This is a genomic window from Leucobacter sp. HNU, from assembly GCF_047946755.1.
Classification (GTDB): Bacteria; Actinomycetota; Actinomycetes; order Actinomycetales; family Microbacteriaceae; genus Leucobacter.
The window spans coordinates 1,054,086-1,073,514 of sequence record NZ_CP178837.1; the positions used below are offsets into that span (position 1 = coordinate 1,054,086).

General features: G+C 69.9%; 13 protein-coding genes and 4 pseudogenes. 15 read left to right on the forward strand and 2 right to left on the reverse strand.

Annotated features, from left to right (window positions below; all coding sequences use genetic code 11):
• Nucleotides 1–72 precede the first annotated feature (72 nt).
• A complete protein-coding gene (locus AB3K78_RS05125) occupies nt 73–600 on the forward strand; it encodes a nitrilase-related carbon-nitrogen hydrolase (protein WP_416446723.1) in 528 nt (175 codons plus the stop codon).
• Nucleotides 601–659: 59 nt separating this feature from the next.
• Here the strand turns inward: AB3K78_RS05125 and AB3K78_RS05130 are convergent, their stop codons facing one another.
• Entirely contained in the window at nt 660–1,019 is a 360-nt protein-coding gene (locus AB3K78_RS05130; protein ID WP_416446725.1) for an RNA polymerase-binding protein RbpA, read from the reverse strand.
• 191 nt (nt 1,020–1,210) lie between these two features.
• Between AB3K78_RS05130 and AB3K78_RS05135 the strand changes: the two genes are divergently transcribed.
• From AB3K78_RS05135 to AB3K78_RS05170, 8 genes and pseudogenes are all read left to right on the forward strand, one after another.
• Nucleotides 1,211–1,975: an SDR family oxidoreductase gene (locus AB3K78_RS05135; protein WP_416446727.1), complete on the forward strand. Its 765-nt coding sequence runs from the start codon at nt 1,211–1,213 to the stop codon at nt 1,973–1,975.
• Between the two features lie 364 nt (nt 1,976–2,339).
• On the forward strand, nt 2,340–6,971 hold the full coding sequence (gene gltB, locus AB3K78_RS05140) for a glutamate synthase large subunit (protein WP_416446729.1): 4,632 nt from the start codon (nt 2,340–2,342) through the stop codon (nt 6,969–6,971).
• Nucleotides 6,964–8,408, forward strand: a pseudogene (locus tag AB3K78_RS05145) (glutamate synthase subunit beta). Before gltB ends, AB3K78_RS05145 begins: the two are co-directional and overlap by 8 nt.
• A 90-nt stretch (nt 8,409–8,498) precedes the next feature.
• Nucleotides 8,499–9,143 (forward strand): NAD(P)-dependent oxidoreductase, encoded by a 645-nt coding sequence (locus AB3K78_RS05150; protein WP_416446731.1) that lies wholly within the window; start codon nt 8,499–8,501, stop codon nt 9,141–9,143.
• Nucleotides 9,144–9,206: 63 nt separating this feature from the next.
• The gene (locus tag AB3K78_RS05155; RefSeq protein ID WP_416446733.1) at nt 9,207–10,772 is read left to right on the forward strand and encodes a methyltransferase; all 1,566 of its coding nucleotides are present in this window, start codon (nt 9,207–9,209) and stop codon (nt 10,770–10,772) included.
• A 7-nt stretch (nt 10,773–10,779) separates the two neighbouring features.
• Nucleotides 10,780–12,104, forward strand: a pseudogene (gene hisD, locus AB3K78_RS05160) (histidinol dehydrogenase).
• Entirely contained in the window at nt 12,104–12,607 is a 504-nt protein-coding gene (gene nrdR / locus AB3K78_RS05165; protein ID WP_416446735.1) for a transcriptional regulator NrdR, read from the forward strand. Before hisD ends, nrdR begins: the two are co-directional and overlap by 1 nt.
• 13 nt (nt 12,608–12,620) lie before the next feature.
• A pseudogene (locus AB3K78_RS05170) lies at nt 12,621–13,654 on the forward strand (quinone-dependent dihydroorotate dehydrogenase).
• 49 nt (nt 13,655–13,703) lie between these two features.
• On the opposite strand, the gene AB3K78_RS05175 reads toward AB3K78_RS05170, so the two are convergent.
• Entirely contained in the window at nt 13,704–14,282 is a 579-nt protein-coding gene (locus tag AB3K78_RS05175) for a DUF3043 domain-containing protein (RefSeq protein WP_416446737.1), read from the reverse strand.
• Nucleotides 14,283–14,445: 163 nt separating this feature from the next.
• On the opposite strand from AB3K78_RS05175, the pseudogene AB3K78_RS05180 reads away from it, so the two are divergent.
• The 6 genes and pseudogenes from AB3K78_RS05180 to AB3K78_RS05205 all read left to right on the forward strand — a co-directional run bounded on the left by AB3K78_RS05180 (nt 14,446) and on the right by AB3K78_RS05205 (nt 18,970).
• A pseudogene (locus AB3K78_RS05180) lies at nt 14,446–14,810 on the forward strand (HesB/IscA family protein).
• Nucleotides 14,811–14,952: 142 nt separating this feature from the next.
• The gene (gene coxB / locus AB3K78_RS05185) at nt 14,953–15,807 is read left to right on the forward strand and encodes a cytochrome c oxidase subunit II (protein WP_084821180.1); all 855 of its coding nucleotides are present in this window, start codon (nt 14,953–14,955) and stop codon (nt 15,805–15,807) included.
• A gap of 5 nt (nt 15,808–15,812) precedes the next feature.
• The gene (ctaD, locus tag AB3K78_RS05190; protein ID WP_416446739.1) at nt 15,813–17,459 is read left to right on the forward strand and encodes a cytochrome c oxidase subunit I; all 1,647 of its coding nucleotides are present in this window, start codon (nt 15,813–15,815) and stop codon (nt 17,457–17,459) included.
• A 22-nt stretch (nt 17,460–17,481) separates the two neighbouring features.
• Nucleotides 17,482–17,904: a cytochrome c oxidase subunit 4 gene (locus AB3K78_RS05195; RefSeq protein WP_416446741.1), complete on the forward strand. Its 423-nt coding sequence runs from the start codon at nt 17,482–17,484 to the stop codon at nt 17,902–17,904.
• Nucleotides 17,905–17,913: 9 nt separating this feature from the next.
• The gene (locus AB3K78_RS05200; RefSeq protein WP_046456346.1) at nt 17,914–18,357 is read left to right on the forward strand and encodes a GNAT family N-acetyltransferase; all 444 of its coding nucleotides are present in this window, start codon (nt 17,914–17,916) and stop codon (nt 18,355–18,357) included.
• On the forward strand, nt 18,344–18,970 hold the full coding sequence (locus AB3K78_RS05205) for a TetR/AcrR family transcriptional regulator (RefSeq protein ID WP_416446743.1): 627 nt from the start codon (nt 18,344–18,346) through the stop codon (nt 18,968–18,970). The genes AB3K78_RS05200 and AB3K78_RS05205 overlap by 14 nt, the downstream gene beginning before the upstream one ends.
• Nucleotides 18,971–19,429 lie beyond the last annotated feature (459 nt).

Consider the following 19,429-nt stretch of genomic DNA (forward strand, 5'->3'; position numbering starts at 1 on the left):
CGGCTACAGCAACAGCTCGCTCGTGTGGACGGGGAGGGCGACGCCGGCGTCCGCTACGACAAGATGCATCCCGTGCCATTCGCGGAATACATGCCGAACCGCGAGTTCTTCCGAGCGCTCGCGCCGGATCTCGTGGATCTCGTGCAGCTCGACTACCGGACCGGCACGCGGTCGCCGAGCATCGAGGTCCCCGTGGGCGAGACCGCGGAACGGATCCGCGCGGGGATCGCGATCTGCTTCGACATCATCTTCGACGATCAGGCGGAGCGCATGGTCGACGACGGCGCCCAGGTCATCTTCGCGCAGACCAACAACGCCGACTTCGGGCGCACCGCCGAGAGCGCCCAGCAGCTGCAGATCGCGCGACTGCGCGCGGTCGAGACGGGGCGCGCGCTCGTCAACATCTCAACCGTGGGCACGAGCGCGATCGTCGCGCCCGACGGCCGCGACCTCGCGCGGCTGGAGCCCTTCACCGCCGAGGCGATGGTGGCCGACGTGCCGCTGACGCGGGGGAGACGCCCGCGATCCGTTTCGGCGCGTGGATCTGCGGCGCGTGGGTCGCCCTCGGAGCAGCCGGTCTCATCGGCGGCTCGACGCTGAGCCTGGTCGCGCGACGTCGGCGTGCGCGCGACGCGGGATAGCGGGAACGTCCGCGCGGGCTACGCGCCGCCCGAGCGCCGCGAACGCAGCAGTTCGAGCCGTTCCTCGAGCAGGACCTCGAGCTCCTCGCGCGTGCGCCGCTCGAGCAGCATGTCCCAGTGGGTGCGCTGCGACGAGCCCTTCTCCTCGAACTCGGCGCGCGCGGCGCGTCCGGCCTCGTCGTCGAGGAACCCCACTTCGCCGCTGCGCTGATCGGCCCACTCGGCCGGTGGTTCGGCGTCCGCGTCGAACATGACCGTGAACCGGGTGCCCTTGTCGGTGAGGTACTCGACCCGCTGGCGCGGAGCCAGCTCGATCCCCTCCTCGCCCTGCAGGCTCGTCGAACCGATCCTCGCTCCGCGGAGTGTTCGCTCGGCCATGGGATCCTCCCCTCGTGCGGGGACCCCGGCTGTTCGAGGCCCCGTCGATCGTGTCTCCTCGGTTGCAGAGTACATGCCGCGCCTTGGTGGCGATAGAGTCTCGTCCGATTCGCCCGTATCCCGGGGCCGCGAGCGGCTTCGAGTACAGTGGAAACCTCATCACCGCCTCGTTTCCCACGCAAGGAGCACCCGTGTCACAGCCACTCGAACCGCAGAGCCTCACCGGACGCCGAGCCCTGGTGACGGGATCGTCGCGGGGCGTCGGCGCCGACACCGTCCGGTACTTCGCCGAGGCTGGCGCCGACGTCGTCATCAACTTCCGCAACAAGGCGCCGCGCGCCGAGAAGCTGGCGGGCGAGCTCCGCGAGCTGGGCGTCCGAGCGCTCGTGCAGGGCGCCGACCTCACCGACGCGGCGTCGGTGGATCAGCTGATGGCCGCGGTGCGCGATGAGTTCGGCGGGCTCGACATCCTCGTGCTCAACGCCTCGGGGGGCATGGAGAGCGGCATGGCGGAGGACTACGCGCTGCAGCTCAACCGCGACGCGCAGCTGCGCGTGCTCGATGCCGCACTGCCGCTGCTCGGCGAGGGGGCCCGGGTGGTCTTCGTGACCAGCCACCAGGCGCACTTCATCAACACCACGCCGACGATGCCGGAGTACGAGCCCGTCGCGCGTTCCAAGCGCGCCGGCGAGGACGCGCTGCGGGAGCGGATCCCGGCGCTCGCCGAGCGGGGGATCGAGTTCGTCGTGGTCTCCGGGGACATGATCGAGGGCACCGTCACGGCCACGCTGCTCAACCGTCTCAACCCGGGGGCCATCGAGGAGCGCCGCGAGCAGGCGGGCAAGCTCTACAACGTGGCGGAGTTCGCGGCCGAGGTCGCCCTCGCCGCGGTCGAGCCGGTCCCCGCCGACCACACCCGTCTCGTCGGAGACACCTCGAGCTTCGGCGTCGAGTAGGCTCGGCGCAGCGCGCTCCGGAACGGCCGCGCGGCCCCGTCCACGACGGGGCCGCGCGGCCGTTCCGCTTTTCGGCGTGTCGTGAGAGGATTCCCGCACCGAAGATCTCGCGCGCCGACCTCCGCACCCGTCCTGCGAAGCTGCGGCGTAGATCATATATTTTCGCGGAAACATCGGTTGTGCCTGAAATGTGACCGCGTGTTGCGCAGAAAGTTCGCTTCCGAATTGCATTTGCCGAAGAAGTCGCTGCTATTCTCGAAGCTCCCACTCCGCTCACGGCGGCACGGCAACGACGCCGACCGGCGCACCCGTCGAGCGAGTCTCCACGCGGGCCGCCGACGTCCCGATGATCGAGAGGACGTCGATGCGAACGACTCCTGCGACCCCGAACCCGGTCCTGGCAAGCGGATTCCCCGCGGCCACCGGCCTCTACCGCCCGGAGGACGAGCGCGACGCGTGCGGTCTCGCCGCGATCGTGGCACTGACCGGAGCGCCCGGACACGAGGTCATCTCGCAGGCGCTCGAAGCGCTCGAGCACCTGGAGCATCGCGGCGCGGTCGGCTCCGACGCGGGCACCGGCGACGGCGCCGGCATCCTGAGCGACCTGCCCGACGCCCTGATCCGAGCCGAGCTCGCCGAGCACGACCCCGGCGCCGTGCTGCCGGAGGCCGGTCGCTACGCCGCCGGTCTGGCATTCCTGCCGCAGTCATCGACCGAGCGGCGCGCGGTCCGGTACCGAATCGCGGCGATCGCGGCGGAGGAGTCGCTCGACGTCATCGCCTGGCGTCCGGTCCCGGTGCGCCCGGAAGTCCTCGGCGACAGTGCGCGAGAGGCGGCGCCGAGGATCGAGCAGCTGATCCTCGCGCCGCGCATCGACGAAGCCGGGGGAGCCGCGCTGCTCGGCCAGGCGCGCCCGATCGACACCGACGAGCTCGAACGCCGAGCCTTCCGCACGCGGAAGCGGGTGCAGAACGAGACCGGCGTCTACCTTCCCTCGCTCAGTGCGCGCACGATCGTCTACAAGGGCATGGTCACCACCCTGCAGCTCTCCGGCTTCTATCCGGAACTGTCCGACGCACGCTTCACGAGCCGCTTCGCGATCGTGCACTCCCGATACTCGACCAACACCTTCCCGTCCTGGCACCTCGCCCAGCCGCTGCGCCTCGTCGCGCACAACGGCGAGATCAACACCGTGCGCGGCAACCGGAACTGGATGCGCGCACGCGAAGCGCAGCTCGAGAGCGATCGCCTCGGCGACGTCCGCCAGCTCGCGCCCATCTGCTCCGAGGGCGGCAGCGATTCGGCCAGCTTCGACGAGGTCCTCGAACTCCTGGTGATGGCGGGACGCAGCCTGCCGCACGCGCTCGCGATGATGGTGCCCGAGGCCTGGGAATCCGAGCGGGGACTCAGCCCCGAACTCGTCGACTTCCTGGAGTACCACTCGCTGCTCATGGAACCGTGGGACGGACCCGCCGCGATGATCGCGACCGACGGGACCGAGCTCGTGGCGCTGCTCGATCGCAACGGCCTCCGCCCGGGGCGCTACCTCGTGACGAGCGATGGAACGATGGTGATCGCCAGCGAGACCGGCGTGCTGGACATCGCCCCGGAACGCGTCGTGAAGCGCGGGCGCCTCCAGCCCGGCCGCATGCTCGCGGTGGACCTCGCGACCGGAGAGATCCGGGACGACGAGACGGTGAAGAACGAACTGGCGGGGCTCGCGCCCTGGGGCGAGTGGCTCGACGAGGGGCGGATCCGGCTGTCGGACCAGCCCGAGCGCGAGCACCTGATGCACCCGCCGGCCTCGATCACCCGCCGGCAGCGCACCTTCGGCTACACCGACGAGGAACTGCGGCTGCTGCTCACGCCCATGGCGCGCGAGGGCATCGAGCCGATCGCGGCGATGGGGACCGACACCCCGATCGCCGTGCTGAGCGAACGGCCCAGGCTCATCTTCGACTACTTCGTGCAGCAGTTCGCCCAGGTCACGAACCCGCCGCTCGATGCGCTGCGCGAGGAGCTCATCACGAGCCTGCGCGCTGGCATGGGGCCGCAGGAGAACCTGCTCACCCAGTCGGCGGCGCATGCCCGCCAGGTGATCCTCGACTTCCCGGTCATCGACAACGACGCGCTCGCGCGGATCCAGCACTTCGGCGAGGACTTCGAGCGCGAGCGCGCGGTCGCGCTGCGCGGCCTCTATCCGGTCGACTTCGGTGCGAAGGGCCTCGCCGACCGCCTCGAATCGCTGTGCTGGGAGGCGAGCGCGGCGGTCGAGGCCGGGGCGGAGTTCCTGATCATCTCGGACCGAGACTCCACCAAGGACCTCGCGCCCGTGCCCTCGCTGCTCGCCGTCTCGGCGGTGCACCATCACCTCATCCGCGAGGGGCAGCGCATGCGCGTCGCGCTCATCGCCGAGGCGGGCGACGTGCGCGAGGTCCACCACGTGGCCGCGCTCATCGGCTACGGTGCGGCCGCGGTCAACCCCTACCTCGCGATGGAGACCGTCGGCCTGCTCGTGCGCGACGGCTCGATCGGCGGCGTCACCGAGGAGCAGGCCATCGCGCGCCTGATCAAGGGCCTGGGCAAGGGCATGCTCAAGGTGATGAGCAAGATGGGCATCTCGACCGTCGCGTCCTACTGCGGGGCGCAGACCTTCGAAGCGGTCGGGCTCGCGCAGGACGTGGTCGACCGGTACTTCACGGGAACCGCATCGCGGCTCGGCGGGGTCGGCCTGGACGTGATCGCTGCGGAGGTCGCCGCGCGGCACCGGACCGCCTATCCGGACGATGCGGCGACGCTCGCGCACCAGCGGCTCGCGACCGGCGGCGAGTACCGCTGGCGGCGCGGCGAGGAACCGCACCTCTTCGATCCCGAGACGATCTACAAGCTGCAGCACGCGACCCGCACTGGGCGCCGAGAGATCTTCTCGGAGTACACCCGGCGGGTGAACGAGCAGCAGGAGCGGCTCATGACCCTGCGCGGCCTGTTCCGGTTCTCCGCGCAGCGGCCGCCCGTGCCGCTCGGGGAGGTCGAACCGGTGAGCGAGATCGTGAAGCGCTTCGCGACGGGCGCCATGAGCTACGGCTCCATCTCGCCCGAAGCGCACCAGACCCTGGCGATCGCCATGAACCGGCTCGGTGGCAAGTCGAACACGGGCGAGGGCGGCGAGAGCGACGACCGGCTCACCGATCCGGAGCGACGCAGCGCCATCAAGCAGGTCGCGTCGGGCCGGTTCGGGGTCACCTCCATGTATCTGACGAACGCCGACGAGATCCAGATCAAGCTCGCGCAGGGTGCGAAGCCCGGCGAGGGCGGTCAGCTGCCGCCCGCCAAGATGTATCCCTGGATCGCGCGGACCCGGCACGCGACGCCCGGGGTCGGGCTCATCTCGCCGCCGCCGCACCACGACATCTACTCCATCGAGGATCTGAAGCAGCTGATCTTCGACCTCAAGCGGGCGAACCCTTCGGCGCGCATCTCCACCAAGCTCGTCGCGCAGTCCGGCATCGGCCCGGTGGCCGCGGGCGTCGCGAAGGCGCTCTCCGACGTCATCCTGGTCTCGGGGCACGACGGCGGCACGGGCGCGAGCCCCATGAACTCGCTCAAGCACGCGGGATCCCCGTGGGAGCTCGGCCTCGCCGAGGCGCAGCAGACCCTGATGCTCAACGGGCTCCGGGAGCGCGTCGTGCTGCAGGCGGACGGGCAGCTGAAGACCGGCCGGGACGTCGTGGTCGCCGCGCTGCTCGGCGCAGAGGAGTTCGGCTTCGCGACCGCGCCGCTCGTGGTGTCCGGCTGCATCATGATGCGGGTCTGCCACCTCGACACCTGTCCGGTCGGGGTCGCGACGCAGAACCCGGAGCTGCGCGAGCGCTTCACCGGGCAGGCGGAGCACGTCGTCAACTTCTTCCGCTTCATCGCGGAGGAGGTGCGCGAGATCCTGGCCTCGCTCGGCTACCGCACCCTCGACGAAGCGGTGGGCGACACCGCCGCCCTCGAAGTCGACGACGCGATCCGGCACTGGAAGGCCGACGGCCTCGACCTCTCGCCGATCCTGCGCGGCCCGGCGTTCGACGCGTCGGCGCCGCGACGCAGCGGCCGGCGGCAGGATCACGAGCTCGCCGAGCACTTCGATGCCAGGCTGATCGAGTTCTCCGCCGATGCGCTCGAGCGGCGCGAGCCGGTGATCGTCGATCTGCCGATCAGCAACATCGACCGCGCCGTCGGCACGATGCTGGGGCACGAGGTCACGCGCCGATTCGGCGCCGAGGGGCTCGCGCCCGCGACGATCGACGTCACGCTGACGGGGTCCGCCGGGCAGTCGCTGGGCGCCTTCCTGCCGTCCGGTATCGCCCTGCGCCTCGTGGGAGACGCCAACGACTACGTCGGCAAGGGCCTGTCGGGCGGCGAGATCTCGATCCGGCCTGATCCGAACGCCGGCCATCCGGCCGCCGGCAACGTGATCGCGGGCAACGTGATCGGCTACGGTGCGACGAGCGGATCGCTCTGGATCGCCGGCGTCGTAGGGGAGCGGTTCATGGTGCGCGGCTCGGGCGCGACCGCGGTCGTCGAGGGCACGGGCGATCACGCGCTCGAGTACTTCACCGGCGGCTTCGCGCTGATCCTCGGTCCGACGGGGCGCAACATCGGCGCCGGCATGTCGGGCGGGGAGGCCGTGCTGCTCGACCTCGATCCGGCCGACGTCAACGCGGCGGAGCTCGGATCCGGAGACCTGCTGCTGACTCCGGTCCCGCAGGAGCTGCGGGAGCGGATCATCGGTCTGCTCACGCGGCACTTCGAGCAGACCGGATCGGTGCTCGCCGGGACGCTGCTCGAGGACCTCGGGGCGGATCCCGAAGCCGTGTTCGCGCGGTTCACCCGGATCATCCCGAAGAACTACTCGCGCGTGCTCGAGATCCGCGAGCGCGCCGGGGCGACCGGGGCCGACCCCGACGGCGAACAGGTGTGGAACGAGATTCTGGAGGCGACCCATGGCTGACCCGCGCGGATTCCTGAAGACGCGCGAGCGCGAGCTCGCGCCCAAGCGGCCGGTCGCCCTGCGCCTCATGGACTGGCGGGAGGTCGTCGAGTCGGCGGATCCCGGCATGGTCCAGCGCCAGGCCTCGCGCTGCATGGACTGCGGCGTCGCCTTCTGCCACCAGGGATGCCCGCTCGGCAACCTGATCCCGGAGTGGAACGACCTGATGTACCGGGGACGCGAGCGCGAAGCGATCGAGCGGCTGCATGCGACGAACAACTTCCCCGAGTTCACGGGGCGCGCCTGCCCGGCTCCGTGCGAGTCGGCCTGCGTGCTCGGCATCAACCAGCCGGCGGTCACGATCAAGCAGATCGAGAACAGCATCATCGACCAGGCGTTCGCGAACGGCTGGGTGCAGCCGCGGCCACCCGAGCGGCTCACGGGCAAGACGGTCGCGGTCGTCGGCTCGGGCCCCGCGGGGCTCGCCGCGGCGCAGCAGCTCACCCGCGCCGGACACACCGTGGTCGTCTACGAGCGCGACGAGGAGCCGGGGGCCTGCTCCGGTACGGCATCCCCGATTTCAAGCTCGAGAAGGACCTGGTCAGCCGCCGGGTCGAGCAGCTCAGGGCCGAGGGCACGCGGTTCCGCTGCGGGATCGAGATCGGCGGCGACATGAGCTGGGCCGAGCTGCGCCGGCGCTTCGACGCGGTAGTGGTCGCCACCGGATCCACGATCCCGCGGCCGCTGCCGCTCGACGGCCGCGACCTCGCCGGCGTGCACTACGCCATGGAGTACCTCACCGCGCAGAACCGCATGGGCGGGCTCCCCGGCTCGCCGGTCGATGCGGCGGGGAAGCACGTGATCGTGATCGGCGGCGGCGACACCGGCGCGGACTGCGTCGGCACCGCCCACCGCCAGGGGGCCGCGTCCGTCACGAGCCTCGCGATCGGGCGGCGTCCTTCGGAGAGCCGCACCGATGAGCAGCCGTGGCCGGTGCATCCCACGCTCTTCGAGGTGTCGAGCTCGCACGAGGAGGGCGGCGAACGCAAGTACCTGGCCTCGACGGTCGAGTTCGTCGGCGACGATGCCGGTCGCGTGACGGGCCTGCGGGTCGCCGAGACGGGGTTCACCGAGGAGGGCCGGGTGCCGATCCCCGGAACCGAGCACCTGCTCGAGGCCGACCTGGTGCTCATCGCGATGGGCTTCACCGGGCCCGAGGCGATCGACGAGGCGGGCTTCGCGCTTCCCGTCGCGCGCCGCGGCGCCTTCGCCCGTGCGGCCAATTTCTCGACCGAGCTTCCCGGCGTCTACGTCGCGGGCGATGCCGGTCGCGGTCAGTCGCTGATCGTCTGGGCGATCGCCGAAGGGCGGGCCGCCGCTGCGGCGGTCGATCGTCACCTGACCGGATCGACCGCCCTCCCCGCTCCCGTCGGAGCCAACGACCGCGCATTCGCCTGATCCGGAGAAACACCGGAAGCGGTCGGAATAGGCGCCGGCCCGGGTCGGTTGTGGCCCACGAACCCCCAACACTCGGTGAAAGGACGGAACATGACTCGTGTGACAGTGGTCGGCGGAAGCGGCTACGCGGGCTCCCACATCGTGGAGGCCGCGGCGGTGCGCGGACTCGAGGTGACCAGCGTGACCCGCAAGGAAGCGCCGAACCAGATCGCGAACGTGCGCTACACGACCGGCTCCCTCACCGATCCGGCCGACCGCGCGCGCGTGCTCGCCGAATCCGACGTGGTCGTCGTCGCGGCGTCGCCCCGCGGGGACATGGTCGATGCGCTGCGTCCCTCGATCGCGGAATTCGCCGCCGAGGCGGACGCCGCCGGCGTGCGGTTCGGCGTGGTCGGCGGAGCAGGATCCCTGCTGGTGCGCGAGGGCGGCCCGATGGCCGCGGAGACGCCCGAGTTCGGCGACGAGTACCGCCCCGAGGCACTGACCATGGCCGGCGTGCTCGACGACCTGCGGGGAACCCCCGAGAGCCTCGACTGGTTCGTCATCTCGCCTCCCGGCGACTTCGGTCCCTGGATCGCGGGCGAATTCCGCGGCGAATACCGCGTCGGCGGCGACCTCCCCGTCGTCGCCGACGACGGCAGCTCCACCATCGGCGGAGCCGACTTCGGCGTGGCCGTGGTCGACGAGATCGAGCACCCGAAGCACCACCGGGCGCGGTTCACCGTCGCCTACTGAAACCGGACGCGGGTCCAGCGGGGAGCGTGCCCGGCGACGCCGGGCACGCTCTACGCTGGAACGGTGCATCTCGAACCCGAACTGATCGATCGGCTCGCCTCCGACCTCGCCGCCGCCGACTATCGCGTCCCCGCGGTGCGCGAGCGCCTGGGTGCCGCCGCGGACGATGCGCGGCAGCGCGGCGTGTTCGCTGCCGCGATCGCGGTGCTCGATGCGGCCGAGGCCGAGGCCGGAACCGATCCGCTCGGCACCCTGATCCGCCTGCTGCTGCTCGGCGAACCGCTGCGACCGGAGCGGATCGATGCGGCCCTGCCCGAGCTCGGCGCCGCGGGCGCCCGTGCGCTCGGGCTGCTCGCTCCGAACGGCGATGCGCTCGCGATCGCCCTGTCGTTGAGCCCGGTGCTCGCGAACGACGCGATCGGCGACGAGCCTCAGCACTGGTGGATCCTCTCCGACCTCGACGACCAACTGCGTCGCGGGCCGGCCCGGAACGATCACGTGATGGGCGTCGGGGGAGCGACGCGCTCCCTCATCTCGCAGGCCCCTGCGCAGCAGGTCGAACGCTCGCTCGACCTGGGCACCGGGTGCGGCATCGTGGCCCTGCACCTCGCTCTTCGCGGCCCGGTGGTCGCCACCGACATCTCGGAACGGGCGCTCGCGCTGGCACGGGCGAACGCGCGGCTCAACGGGCTCGCCGACCGGATCGAGTTCCGTCGGGGCGACCTGTTCGCCCCGGTCGCCGGGGACCGGTTCGACCTGGTCCTGTCGAATCCGCCGTTCGTAATCACGCCCAGGGAGCCGGGAGCGCCCGTGTACGAGTACCGGGACGGCGGGCGCACGGGCGACGAGCTGGCCGCCGACGTCGTCCGAGCCGCACCCGAGCATCTGCGCACCGGAGGCACCGCGCTGTGCCTCGCCAATTGGGAGTCCCCGTGGGGCGAGAACGGCCTCGAACGGGTGCGCGGGTGGATCGAGGACGCGTCGGAGCGGCTGGGCGACGACTCGCTCGCCGCCTGGGTGATCGAGCGGGATCGCGTGCTCCCCGTGCAGTACGCGGAGACCTGGGCGCGCGACGGCGGCGCCCGGCCCGGCGATCCCGCGTTCGATACGCTCGTGGCCTCGTGGCTGCGCGACTTCGCGGCCCGGCGGGTCGTCTCCATCGGACTGGGAGCGATCCGGGTCCGGCGACTCGCCGCGTCGGAGGCGATCGGCGGCGCGCCGCGGATCCATCTGGAGCAGGCGACCGGTGCGTTCGCGGCGGAACACCTCGGCTCGCTGCTCGAATCGGCCTTCGATTCCGGGATCGCCGCGGAGCGGAAGTCCGATGCGGACGCGCTCGGCGCCCGCTGGATCCTCGATCGGGCCGTGGTCGAGGAGCGCGAGCACGTGCCGGGGCAGGAGGCACCGAGCGCGATCGTGCTGCGTACCGACCGGCCCATCGCCCGGCGGGTGAGCGCCGACACGCTGCTCGCCGCCGCGGTGGGCGCCTGCGACGGCGAGCTCACCCTCGGCCAGATCGCGGACGCCCTCGCCACGCTCCTCGAGGTCGACGCGGCGGCCGCCCGCGAAGCGCTCGTCGCCGGTGCCCGGGAGCTCGCGTGGTTCGGGATGCTCCAGCCGATAGACTGAGCGCAATATGATGCGCACGATCGACCTCCGCGGCCGCGAGCTGAGCCGCGCCGAACTGCTGCAATTGGTCCCCAGGGCCGCCGTCGACACCGGTATCGCCGTCGAGCGGGTCCGCCCGCTCGTCGACGCGGTCCGCGATCGGGGCGAGGCCGCGCTGCGCGAGCAGGCCCGCGACTTCGACGGCGTCGAGGGGCACGCGCTGCGCGTGCCCGAGGCCGAGATCACGGCCTCCTCGAGAGCTGCCCGCCCGAGATCGAGCGCGCACTGCGCCTGCTGGCCGAGCGGCTCAGGGTCGCCTCGGCCGCGCAGGTGCCCGAGGCGCGCACCACGCGCTTCGGCGACGGCGCCGTGATCCGCCAGCGCTGGCAGCCCGTGTCGCGGGTGGGGCTCTACGCGCCCGGCGGCAAGGCCGCCTACCCGTCGTCCGTGCTCATGAACGCCGTCTCGGCGCAGGCCGCCGGCGTGCCGAGCCTCGCGCTCGCGTCGCCCGCGCAGCGGGACCACGGGGGAGGCGTGCATCCCGCCGTGCTCTGGGCCGCCGCGATCGTCGGCGTCACCGAGGTCTACGCCATCGGCGGGGCCGGAGCCATCGCGGCGTTCGCCCACGGGGTGCCGAGCATCGGCCTCGACCCGGTCGACGTGGTCACGGGTCCCGGCAACGTCTTCGTGGCCGCGGCCAAGCGCGTCGTCAACGGACTCGTCGGCATCGATTCCGAGGCCGGTACGACCGAGATCCTCGTGATCGCCGACGCCTCGGCCGATCCGGGGTTCGTCGCCGCGGACCTCATCAGCCAGGCGGAGCACGACGAAGCCGCCGCTTCGGTGCTCGTCACCGACTCGCCCGAATTCGCGGAGCGCGTCGGGATCGAGGTCGAACGCCGTGCGGCGCGCACCCGGCACGCGGACCGCGTGCGTCAGGCGCTCGGCGGCCCGCAGTCCGCGGTGATCCTGGTCGACGACCTCGCGACGGCGGCGCGGGTGAGCGATGCCTACGGTCCTGAGCATCTCGAAGTGCAGACCGCCGACCCCGAGGCGCTGCTCGGCTCCCTGTCGAACGCCGGCGCGATCTTCCTGGGCGGGCACACTCCGGTGAGCCTCGGCGACTACCTCGCCGGATCCAACCACGTGCTGCCGACGGGCGGCACGGCCCGATTCGCCGCGGGGCTCGGTGCGCACACCTTCCTGCGTCCGCAGCAGGTCATCTCCTACGAACGCGATGCCCTGGCGGAGGTGCACGAACCGCTGCTCGCCATCGCCGGAGCCGAGGGCCTGCCGGCGCACGGCGAGGCGGTCACCGCCCGCTTCGAATCCGACACCGAGGGGACCGTCTGATGCACTGCCCGTTCTGCCGCCATCCCGACTCCCGGGTCATCGACTCCCGCACCTCAGACGACGGCCTCTCGATCCGCCGTCGCCGCCAGTGCCCCGAATGCGGACGGCGCTTCAGCACGACCGAGACCGCGAGCCTCACCGTGATCAAGCGTTCCGGCGTCGTCGAGCCCTTCAGCCGCGAGAAGGTCATGAGCGGGGTCCGCAAGGCCTGCCAGGGACGCCCGGTCACCGAAGCCGACCTCGCGATCCTGGCCCAGCGCGTCGAGGAGTCGGTCCGTTCCGCGGGCATCGCGCAGTTCGAGGCCAACGAGATCGGCCTCGCGATCCTGCCGCACCTCCGCGAGCTCGACGAGGTCGCCTACCTGCGGTTCGCGAGCGTCTACCAGGCCTTCGAATCGCTCTCGGACTTCGACGCGGCGATCGCGGAGCTGCGGGCGCACCCGCGCACGGGATCGATGCCGAGCATCGACGAGCCCGCCCCGACCTCGAACATCCAGGAGTAGCCGCACCATGCGTCTGTACCCCCAGCTCTTCAACACGGTGCTGCGCCGCATGGACCCCGAACAGGCGCACCACCTGGCCTTCGGCGTCATCAAGGGAGCCCCCTCGCCGGAGCCGCGCTCCGCGCGTTCTGCGCTCCGGATCCCTCGCTGCGCGTTCGCGCACTCGGGCTCGACTTCCCGAGCCCCTTCGGGCTCGCCGCGGGATTCGACAAGAACGCCGAGGGGATCCTCGGGCTCGGCGCATTCGGCTTCGGCCACGTGGAGGTCGGCACGCTGACCCGTCACCCGCAGCCGGGCAACCCGAAGCCCCGGCTGCACCGCCTGGTCGACGATCGCGGGCTCATCAACCGCATGGGGTTCAACAACGGTGGTTCCGCGGCCGCGGTCGCGCGGATCGAGCGCGCGCGGCTGTCACGGCACCGGCCGGTCATCGGCGTGAACATCGGCAAGAGCCGGGTCACCGACGTCGAGAACGCGGTGCAGGACTACGTGTGGAGCGCGCAGCGTCTCGCGCCGGTCGCCGACTACCTCGCCGTCAACGTGAGCTCGCCCAACACTCCCGGCCTGCGCGGTCTGCAGGAGCTCTCGATGCTCCGCCCGCTGCTCGCCGAGGTCCGCGACGCGGCCCAGGGCACGCCGCTCCTCGTGAAGATCGCCCCCGACCTGGACGACCCGCAGCTCGACGGGATCGTCGAGCTGGTAGGGGAGCTGGGGCTCGACGGGATCATCGCCACGAACACGACCATCTCGCGTGAGGGACTGACCGCACCGGCCGCAGAGGTCGAGGCGATGGGAGCGGGAGGCCTCTCCGGCGCGCCGCTGAAGCAGCGCTCGTTGGAGGTGCTGCGTCGGATCCGCGAGGCCGCGCCGGCGGAGCTCTGCGTCATCTCCGTCGGCGGGGTGACCACCGCTGACGATGTGCGCGAGCGGCTCGACGCCGGCGCGACCCTGGTCCAGGGCTACACCGCGTACCTCTACGAGGGCCCGTTCTGGGCCCGCGGCATCAACCGGGGACTCGCCGCCAGCGGCTGGCGGCAGGGCGCATGAGAACAGGGAGCGGAGGCATCGCCTCCGCTCCCTGTTCACGTCGCACCGATCAGCTCGGGTACTGGCGGCGCTTGACCTGCGGCTTCGGCATCCGCAGGAAGCGCATCTGGAACGCCCGCATGGCTGCATACCAGCGGAAGCCCTTCTGCACGTTGTCCTTGCCGAACTTCGCCGCGAGCTTGGTGTTCAGCAGGACCCCGAGGAGCACCGAGTCGAGCACCGCGAGGGCGACGAAGCCCCAGACGACGAAGACGCTGTAGACGCCGGCCATGCCGGGCAGGAACGTGCCGAGCAGCATGAGGAGCATGAGGGGGATGAGGATCTCGCCCATGCTGAAGCGCGCATCGACGTAGTCGCGCACGTAGCGGCGCTGCGGGCCGCGATCACGGGCGGTGAGGTACCGCTCCTCGCCGTTCATCATGCCGAGACGCGCGCGATCGCGTTCGGCCATCTGGCGCTGGCGTGCCGCCTTCATCGAGGCCTTGTCCCGGCTGCCGACGAGGGGTTGCGCGTTCGCGGCCTGCGCGGCCTTCCGGCTCGGAGTGGGGCGTCCCTTGCCGACGACCGGCTCCGTCGCTTCGCTCTCAACGCTCGGCTTCGACGAATCTTCGGTCCGCTTCGGTGCCACGCCCGACTCCTTGACTGCTTCTGGGCGTCGCGTCGACCGCGACGCCGCCCTCGTGCGCCCGACGATTGTGCGGGCCGTCCTCCAGGATACCCGGTGCGCATGTGAGCGACGCGCGCGGGCGTAGACTTGATCCAGACATGTTCATCGCGAGCAAGGAGTCGGTGTGAGCACTGATACCCAGACCCCCGAGGTCGACGCCCCGGCGCACGGAGTCAAGCTGTCCGAGACGGCCCAGGACAAGGTCCGCAGCCTGCTCTCGCAGGAGGGTCGTGACGACCTCCGCCTGCGCATCGCAGTGCAGCCCGGGGGTGCTCCGGGCTCATCTACCAGCTCTACTTCGACGAGCGCGTGCTTGACAACGACGCCATCGTCGACTTCTCCGGCGTCGAGGTGATCGTCGACCAGATGAGCAAGCCCTACCTGGACGGTTCGACCATCGAGTTCGAGGACACGATCCAGAAGCAGGGCTTCACCATCGACAACCCCAACGCCCAGGGCAGCTGCGCCTGCGGCGACAGCTTCAGCTGAACCGAAGATCCTGCGACGCACCGGCGCGTGTCCTGGGCGCTTGCCGGATCGCGCTAAGCTGTCAGGGAGTCATCAGTTTCGCCTGCCCGCCGGGTGGCGAACATCACGTTTCGAAAGGTATGCGGTGCGTTCCAATCGTCGAATGAAATGGGTCGCGACCCCACTCGCGCTGGCTGCAGCGCTGGTGCTCGCAGGCTGCACCTCCGAGCAGCAGCGGGGCTTCCTCCCCGCTGGCTCCGAAGGCGCGACGAACCATACGGACGGCATCACCAGCCTCTGGGTCAACTCCTGGATCGTGCTGCTCGCCGTCGGTGTGATCACCTGGGGTCTGATCATCTGGGCGGCGATCGCATACCGCCGCCGCAAGGGCCAGACCGGCATGCCGGTGCAGCTGCGCTACAACATGCCCATCGAGACGTTCTTCACGATCGTCCCGGTCATCCTGGTCATCGGCTTCTTCGCCTTCACCGCGCAGGAGCAGTCCAAGATCGAGGCCCGCGATCCCAACCCGGAGAACGTCGTCGAGGTCTTCGGCAAGCGCTGGGCCTGGGACTTCAACTACGTGAAGGACGACGTCCACTTCCAGGGCGTGCAGGTCCAGACCGACAAGAAGGGCTCGGCCAAGCCCGAGACCATGCCGGTGCTCTATCTGCCCGTCAACAAGACGACCGAGATCCGTCTCGAGTCGCGCGACGTCATCCACTCGTTCTGGGTCGTGGACTTCCTCTACAAGAAGGACATGATCCCGGGCAAGACCAATTACATGACCTTCACGCCCACCAAGACGGGCACCTTCATGGGCAAGTGCGCCGAGCTCTGCGGCGAGTACCACTCGATGATGCTGTTCGAGGTCAAGGTCGTGAACCAGGACGAGTACGACGCATACGTCAAGTCGCTGCGCGAGCAGGGCAAGACGGGTCTGGTCGGCAACGACCAGAACCCGAACCAGGATCTGTTCGCCGCTCCGGCCGCCGCCGGTGAAAAGCACGAGGGATAAGGCACATGAAGAAGGGCAACGTATTCGTCACGTGGATCACGTCCACGGACCACAAGGTGATCGGATACATGTATCTGATCAGCTCCTTCGTGTGGTTCCTGATCGGTGGCCTCATGGCCCTCGTGATCCGCGCCCAGCTGTTCGCTCCCGGCCTCGAGATCGTCGCCACCAAGGAGCAGTACAACCAGCTGTTCACCATGCACGGCACGATCATGCTGCTCATGTTCGCGACCCCGCTGTTCGCCGGCTTCGCCAACGTGATCATGCCCCTGCAGATCGGCGCTCCTGACGTCGCCTTCCCGCGACTCAACGCCTTCGCCTTCTGGCTCTACACCTTCGGCTCGCTCATGGCGGTCGGCGGCTTCCTCACCCCGCAGGGCGCGGCCTCCTTCGGCTGGTTCGCATATTCGCCCCTCTCCGGAATGACCTTCTCGCCGGGGATCGGCGGCAACCTCTGGGTGCTCGGCCTCGGTGTCAGCGGCTTCGGCACCATCATGGGCGGCGTGAACTTCATCACGACCATCATCACCATGCGCGCTCCGGGCATGACCATGTGGCGCATGTCGGTGTTCACCTGGAACACGCTCATCACCTCGATCCTCGTGCTCCTCGTCTTCCCCGTGCTCGCCGCGGCGTTCTTCGGCCTCGCGGCCGACCGCATCTTCGGCGCGCACATCTACGACGGGCAGGGCGGTGCCATCCTCTGGCAGCACCTCTTCTGGTTCTTCGGACACCCCGAGGTGTACATCATCGCGCTGCCGTTCTTCGGCATCGTCTCCGAGATCTTCCCGGTGTTCAGCCGCAAGCCGATCTTCGGCTACAAGACCCTGATCTACGCGACCATCTCCATCGCGGCCCTGTCGATGACCGTGTGGGCGCACCACATGTACGTCACCGGTTCGGTGCTCCTGCCGTTCTTCGCCCTGATGACCATGCTCATCGCGGTTCCGACCGGCGTGAAGATCTTCAACTGGCTCGGCACCATGTGGCGCGGCTCGATCACCTTCGAGACTCCGATGCTCTGGTCGATCGGCTTCCTCGTGACCTTCGTCTTCGGCGGCCTCACCGGTGTCATCCTCGCCTCGCCGGCGCTCGACTTCCACCTGTCCGACACCTACTTCGTGGTGGCGCACTTCCACTACGTCGTGTTCGGTACCGTCGTGTTCGCGATGTTCGCGGGCTTCTACTTCTGGTGGCCGAAGTGGACCGGCAAGATGCTCAACGAGCGTCTCGGCAAGATCCACTTCTGGGTGCTCTTCGTGGGCTTCCACACGACCTTCCTCATCCAGCACTGGCTGGGCGTCATGGCTATGCCGCGCCGCTACTACACCTACCTCCCCGAGGACGGCATCACCTGGATGAACCAGCTGTCGACCGTGGGCGCGATGATCCTCGGCGCGTCGATGATCCCGTTCCTCCTGAACGTGTACATCACCTCGCGCCGTGCACCGAAGGTGACCGTGAACGACCCGTGGGGCTTCGGCCGCTCGCTCGAGTGGGCGACTTCCTGCCCGCCGCCGCGTCACAACTTCACCTCGATCCCGCGTATCCGCACCGAGTCGCCCGCCTTCGACCTCAACCACCCCGAGGTCAGCGGCATCCAGCAGGTCGGCCAGGAGAGCGAGCAGCACGAGCTCGCCCCCAAGAAGTGACGACTGAGAGGCAACGAACGACATGAAGTCCAATATCGTCATCTTCTGGATCCTGACCGCGTACCTGGTGCTGCTCGCGGCCGTCTACACCGTCTGGAACCTCATCGACCACGGCGGCGTCGAGTGGGTCGGATCCACCGCGATCCTGCTCTCGGGCGGCCTGACCGGCTTCATCGCCTTCTACCTGCAGCTCACCCGCAGCAAGCAGGGCGGCGAACTGATCGAGGACCTCGAGGACTCGGACATCGACGACGGCGACCCCGAGCTGGGCGAGTTCAGCCCGTGGAGCTGGTGGCCGATCGTCCTCGCCTTCGGTGCGTCGCTGGTCGTCCTCGGCCTGTGCATCGGGTTCGAGTTCTGGCTCGCGTTCCTGGCAGCGCCGATCGTCATCGTCGGTGTCGTCGGCTGGGTCTACGAGTACTACCGCGGCAACTTCGCCCGCTAAGGAACTCGCGTGGGAATCACGATTCGACGAGGCCAGATCGAAGACGCTGCGGCGCTCTTCGATTTGGCTCGCCAGTATCAGACGGGCCGCGAGCCGATCGGTCGCGACGAGTTCCTCGTCGGCCTCGACAACGTGCTCCGGCGTCGCGATCACGAGACCAATGTGCTCTTCGTCGCGGAGCTCGACGAGAAGGTCGTCGGCTACTCGCTGACCACCGTCTCCCGTTTGCTGCACGCCCCCGGCCTCACCGCGCACCTGCAGGAGATCGTCGTCGATTCGAACTCCCGCGGGCACGGCATCGGGGATCGCCTGATGCAGGCCAACGAGCACTACTGCATGGGACGCGGGGTGCGGCAGCTGTCCGCATCGACCGCGCGCATCGGTTCGTTCTACAACCATCGAGGCTTCGAGGCAGTCGGAGAGCACTACCGGAAGATCCTTGACCTCGGGTAGCCAGTCGTCCGCTCCCGTCCGCTCCCGGCGTCCACCGGGCGAGAACCGAGAGCGCCTGATTGAGGCCGGACTCATCGAGTTCGGCCTCTTCGGCTATCACGGGGCGTCGACCGCGGGCATCGCCGCCCGGGCCGAGGTTCCCCAGCCGCACGTCTACGCGAGTTTCCCCTCCAAGCGGGCCCTGTTCCTGGCGGTCGTGCGTCGCGTCGCAGAGCGGCTTGCGGAGCCGGCTGCAGGGCCGCTCGCGAAGCTGAACCTCCCTGGTGCGGACCGTGAAGGACCCGCCACCGCCACCGCGACCGCGACCGCCCCCGGCGTCCGCGCCGAAGGCGTGCCTCCCGAGCCGGCTGCCGGTGGGCCCAGTGCCGATGCGCCTGCCGCCGCAGACAGCCCGGCTCTTCGCGCACACGGTGCGGGTGGGCGCCCGACCGAGAGCGATGCTGCGGATGCGGCTCAAGTGCTGCTGCAGGCGATCGCACTTGCCGCGGATCCGCAGCTGGGGCACGAAATCCACCTCGAGCTCTCGACGCTGCGCACCCGTATCGGCGGGTCTGCGTTCGACCAGCTGGTGCTGCGCGGCGCTGAGCTGTTGCTCACCCGACCCGGGGCCTAGCCGGCCGCTGGCTGCCGGGGCGCGGTCGACGTCCCCGGTGGGACCTGCCACCTGGCTCTGAACAGGGCCTCTCACTGCCTGGGACCTGGTTCTGAGCCGGCATCGGCGTGCGTTCGCTGTGGCTGGCCCCGCTGCGCTGCGTTCGGCCTCTCACTCGGCGGGCTTGGCGGAGCGTGCTCCCGTCCAGGAGGAGATTCGTGTTCAGAAGGAGATGAACGCGAAGTTCGTCAGTCTGAACGCGAATCTCCTTCCGGCGGGTGAGCCTGAACGGACCCTCTGCGCTCGAGGTCGACGTTGGGACGCGTGGTGGCAGGGGAGCGGGCCCCGAAGTCTGCGATCACCTGCTTCGTCGACGTGCTGCCGCCGTCGCATCACGCACCCGCCTGCATCGAGTGGCGGCAAATGGGTCGAACGCCGCGCTCATCAGACCGCTTTGGCGCCACTCGGTATCAACGGCGG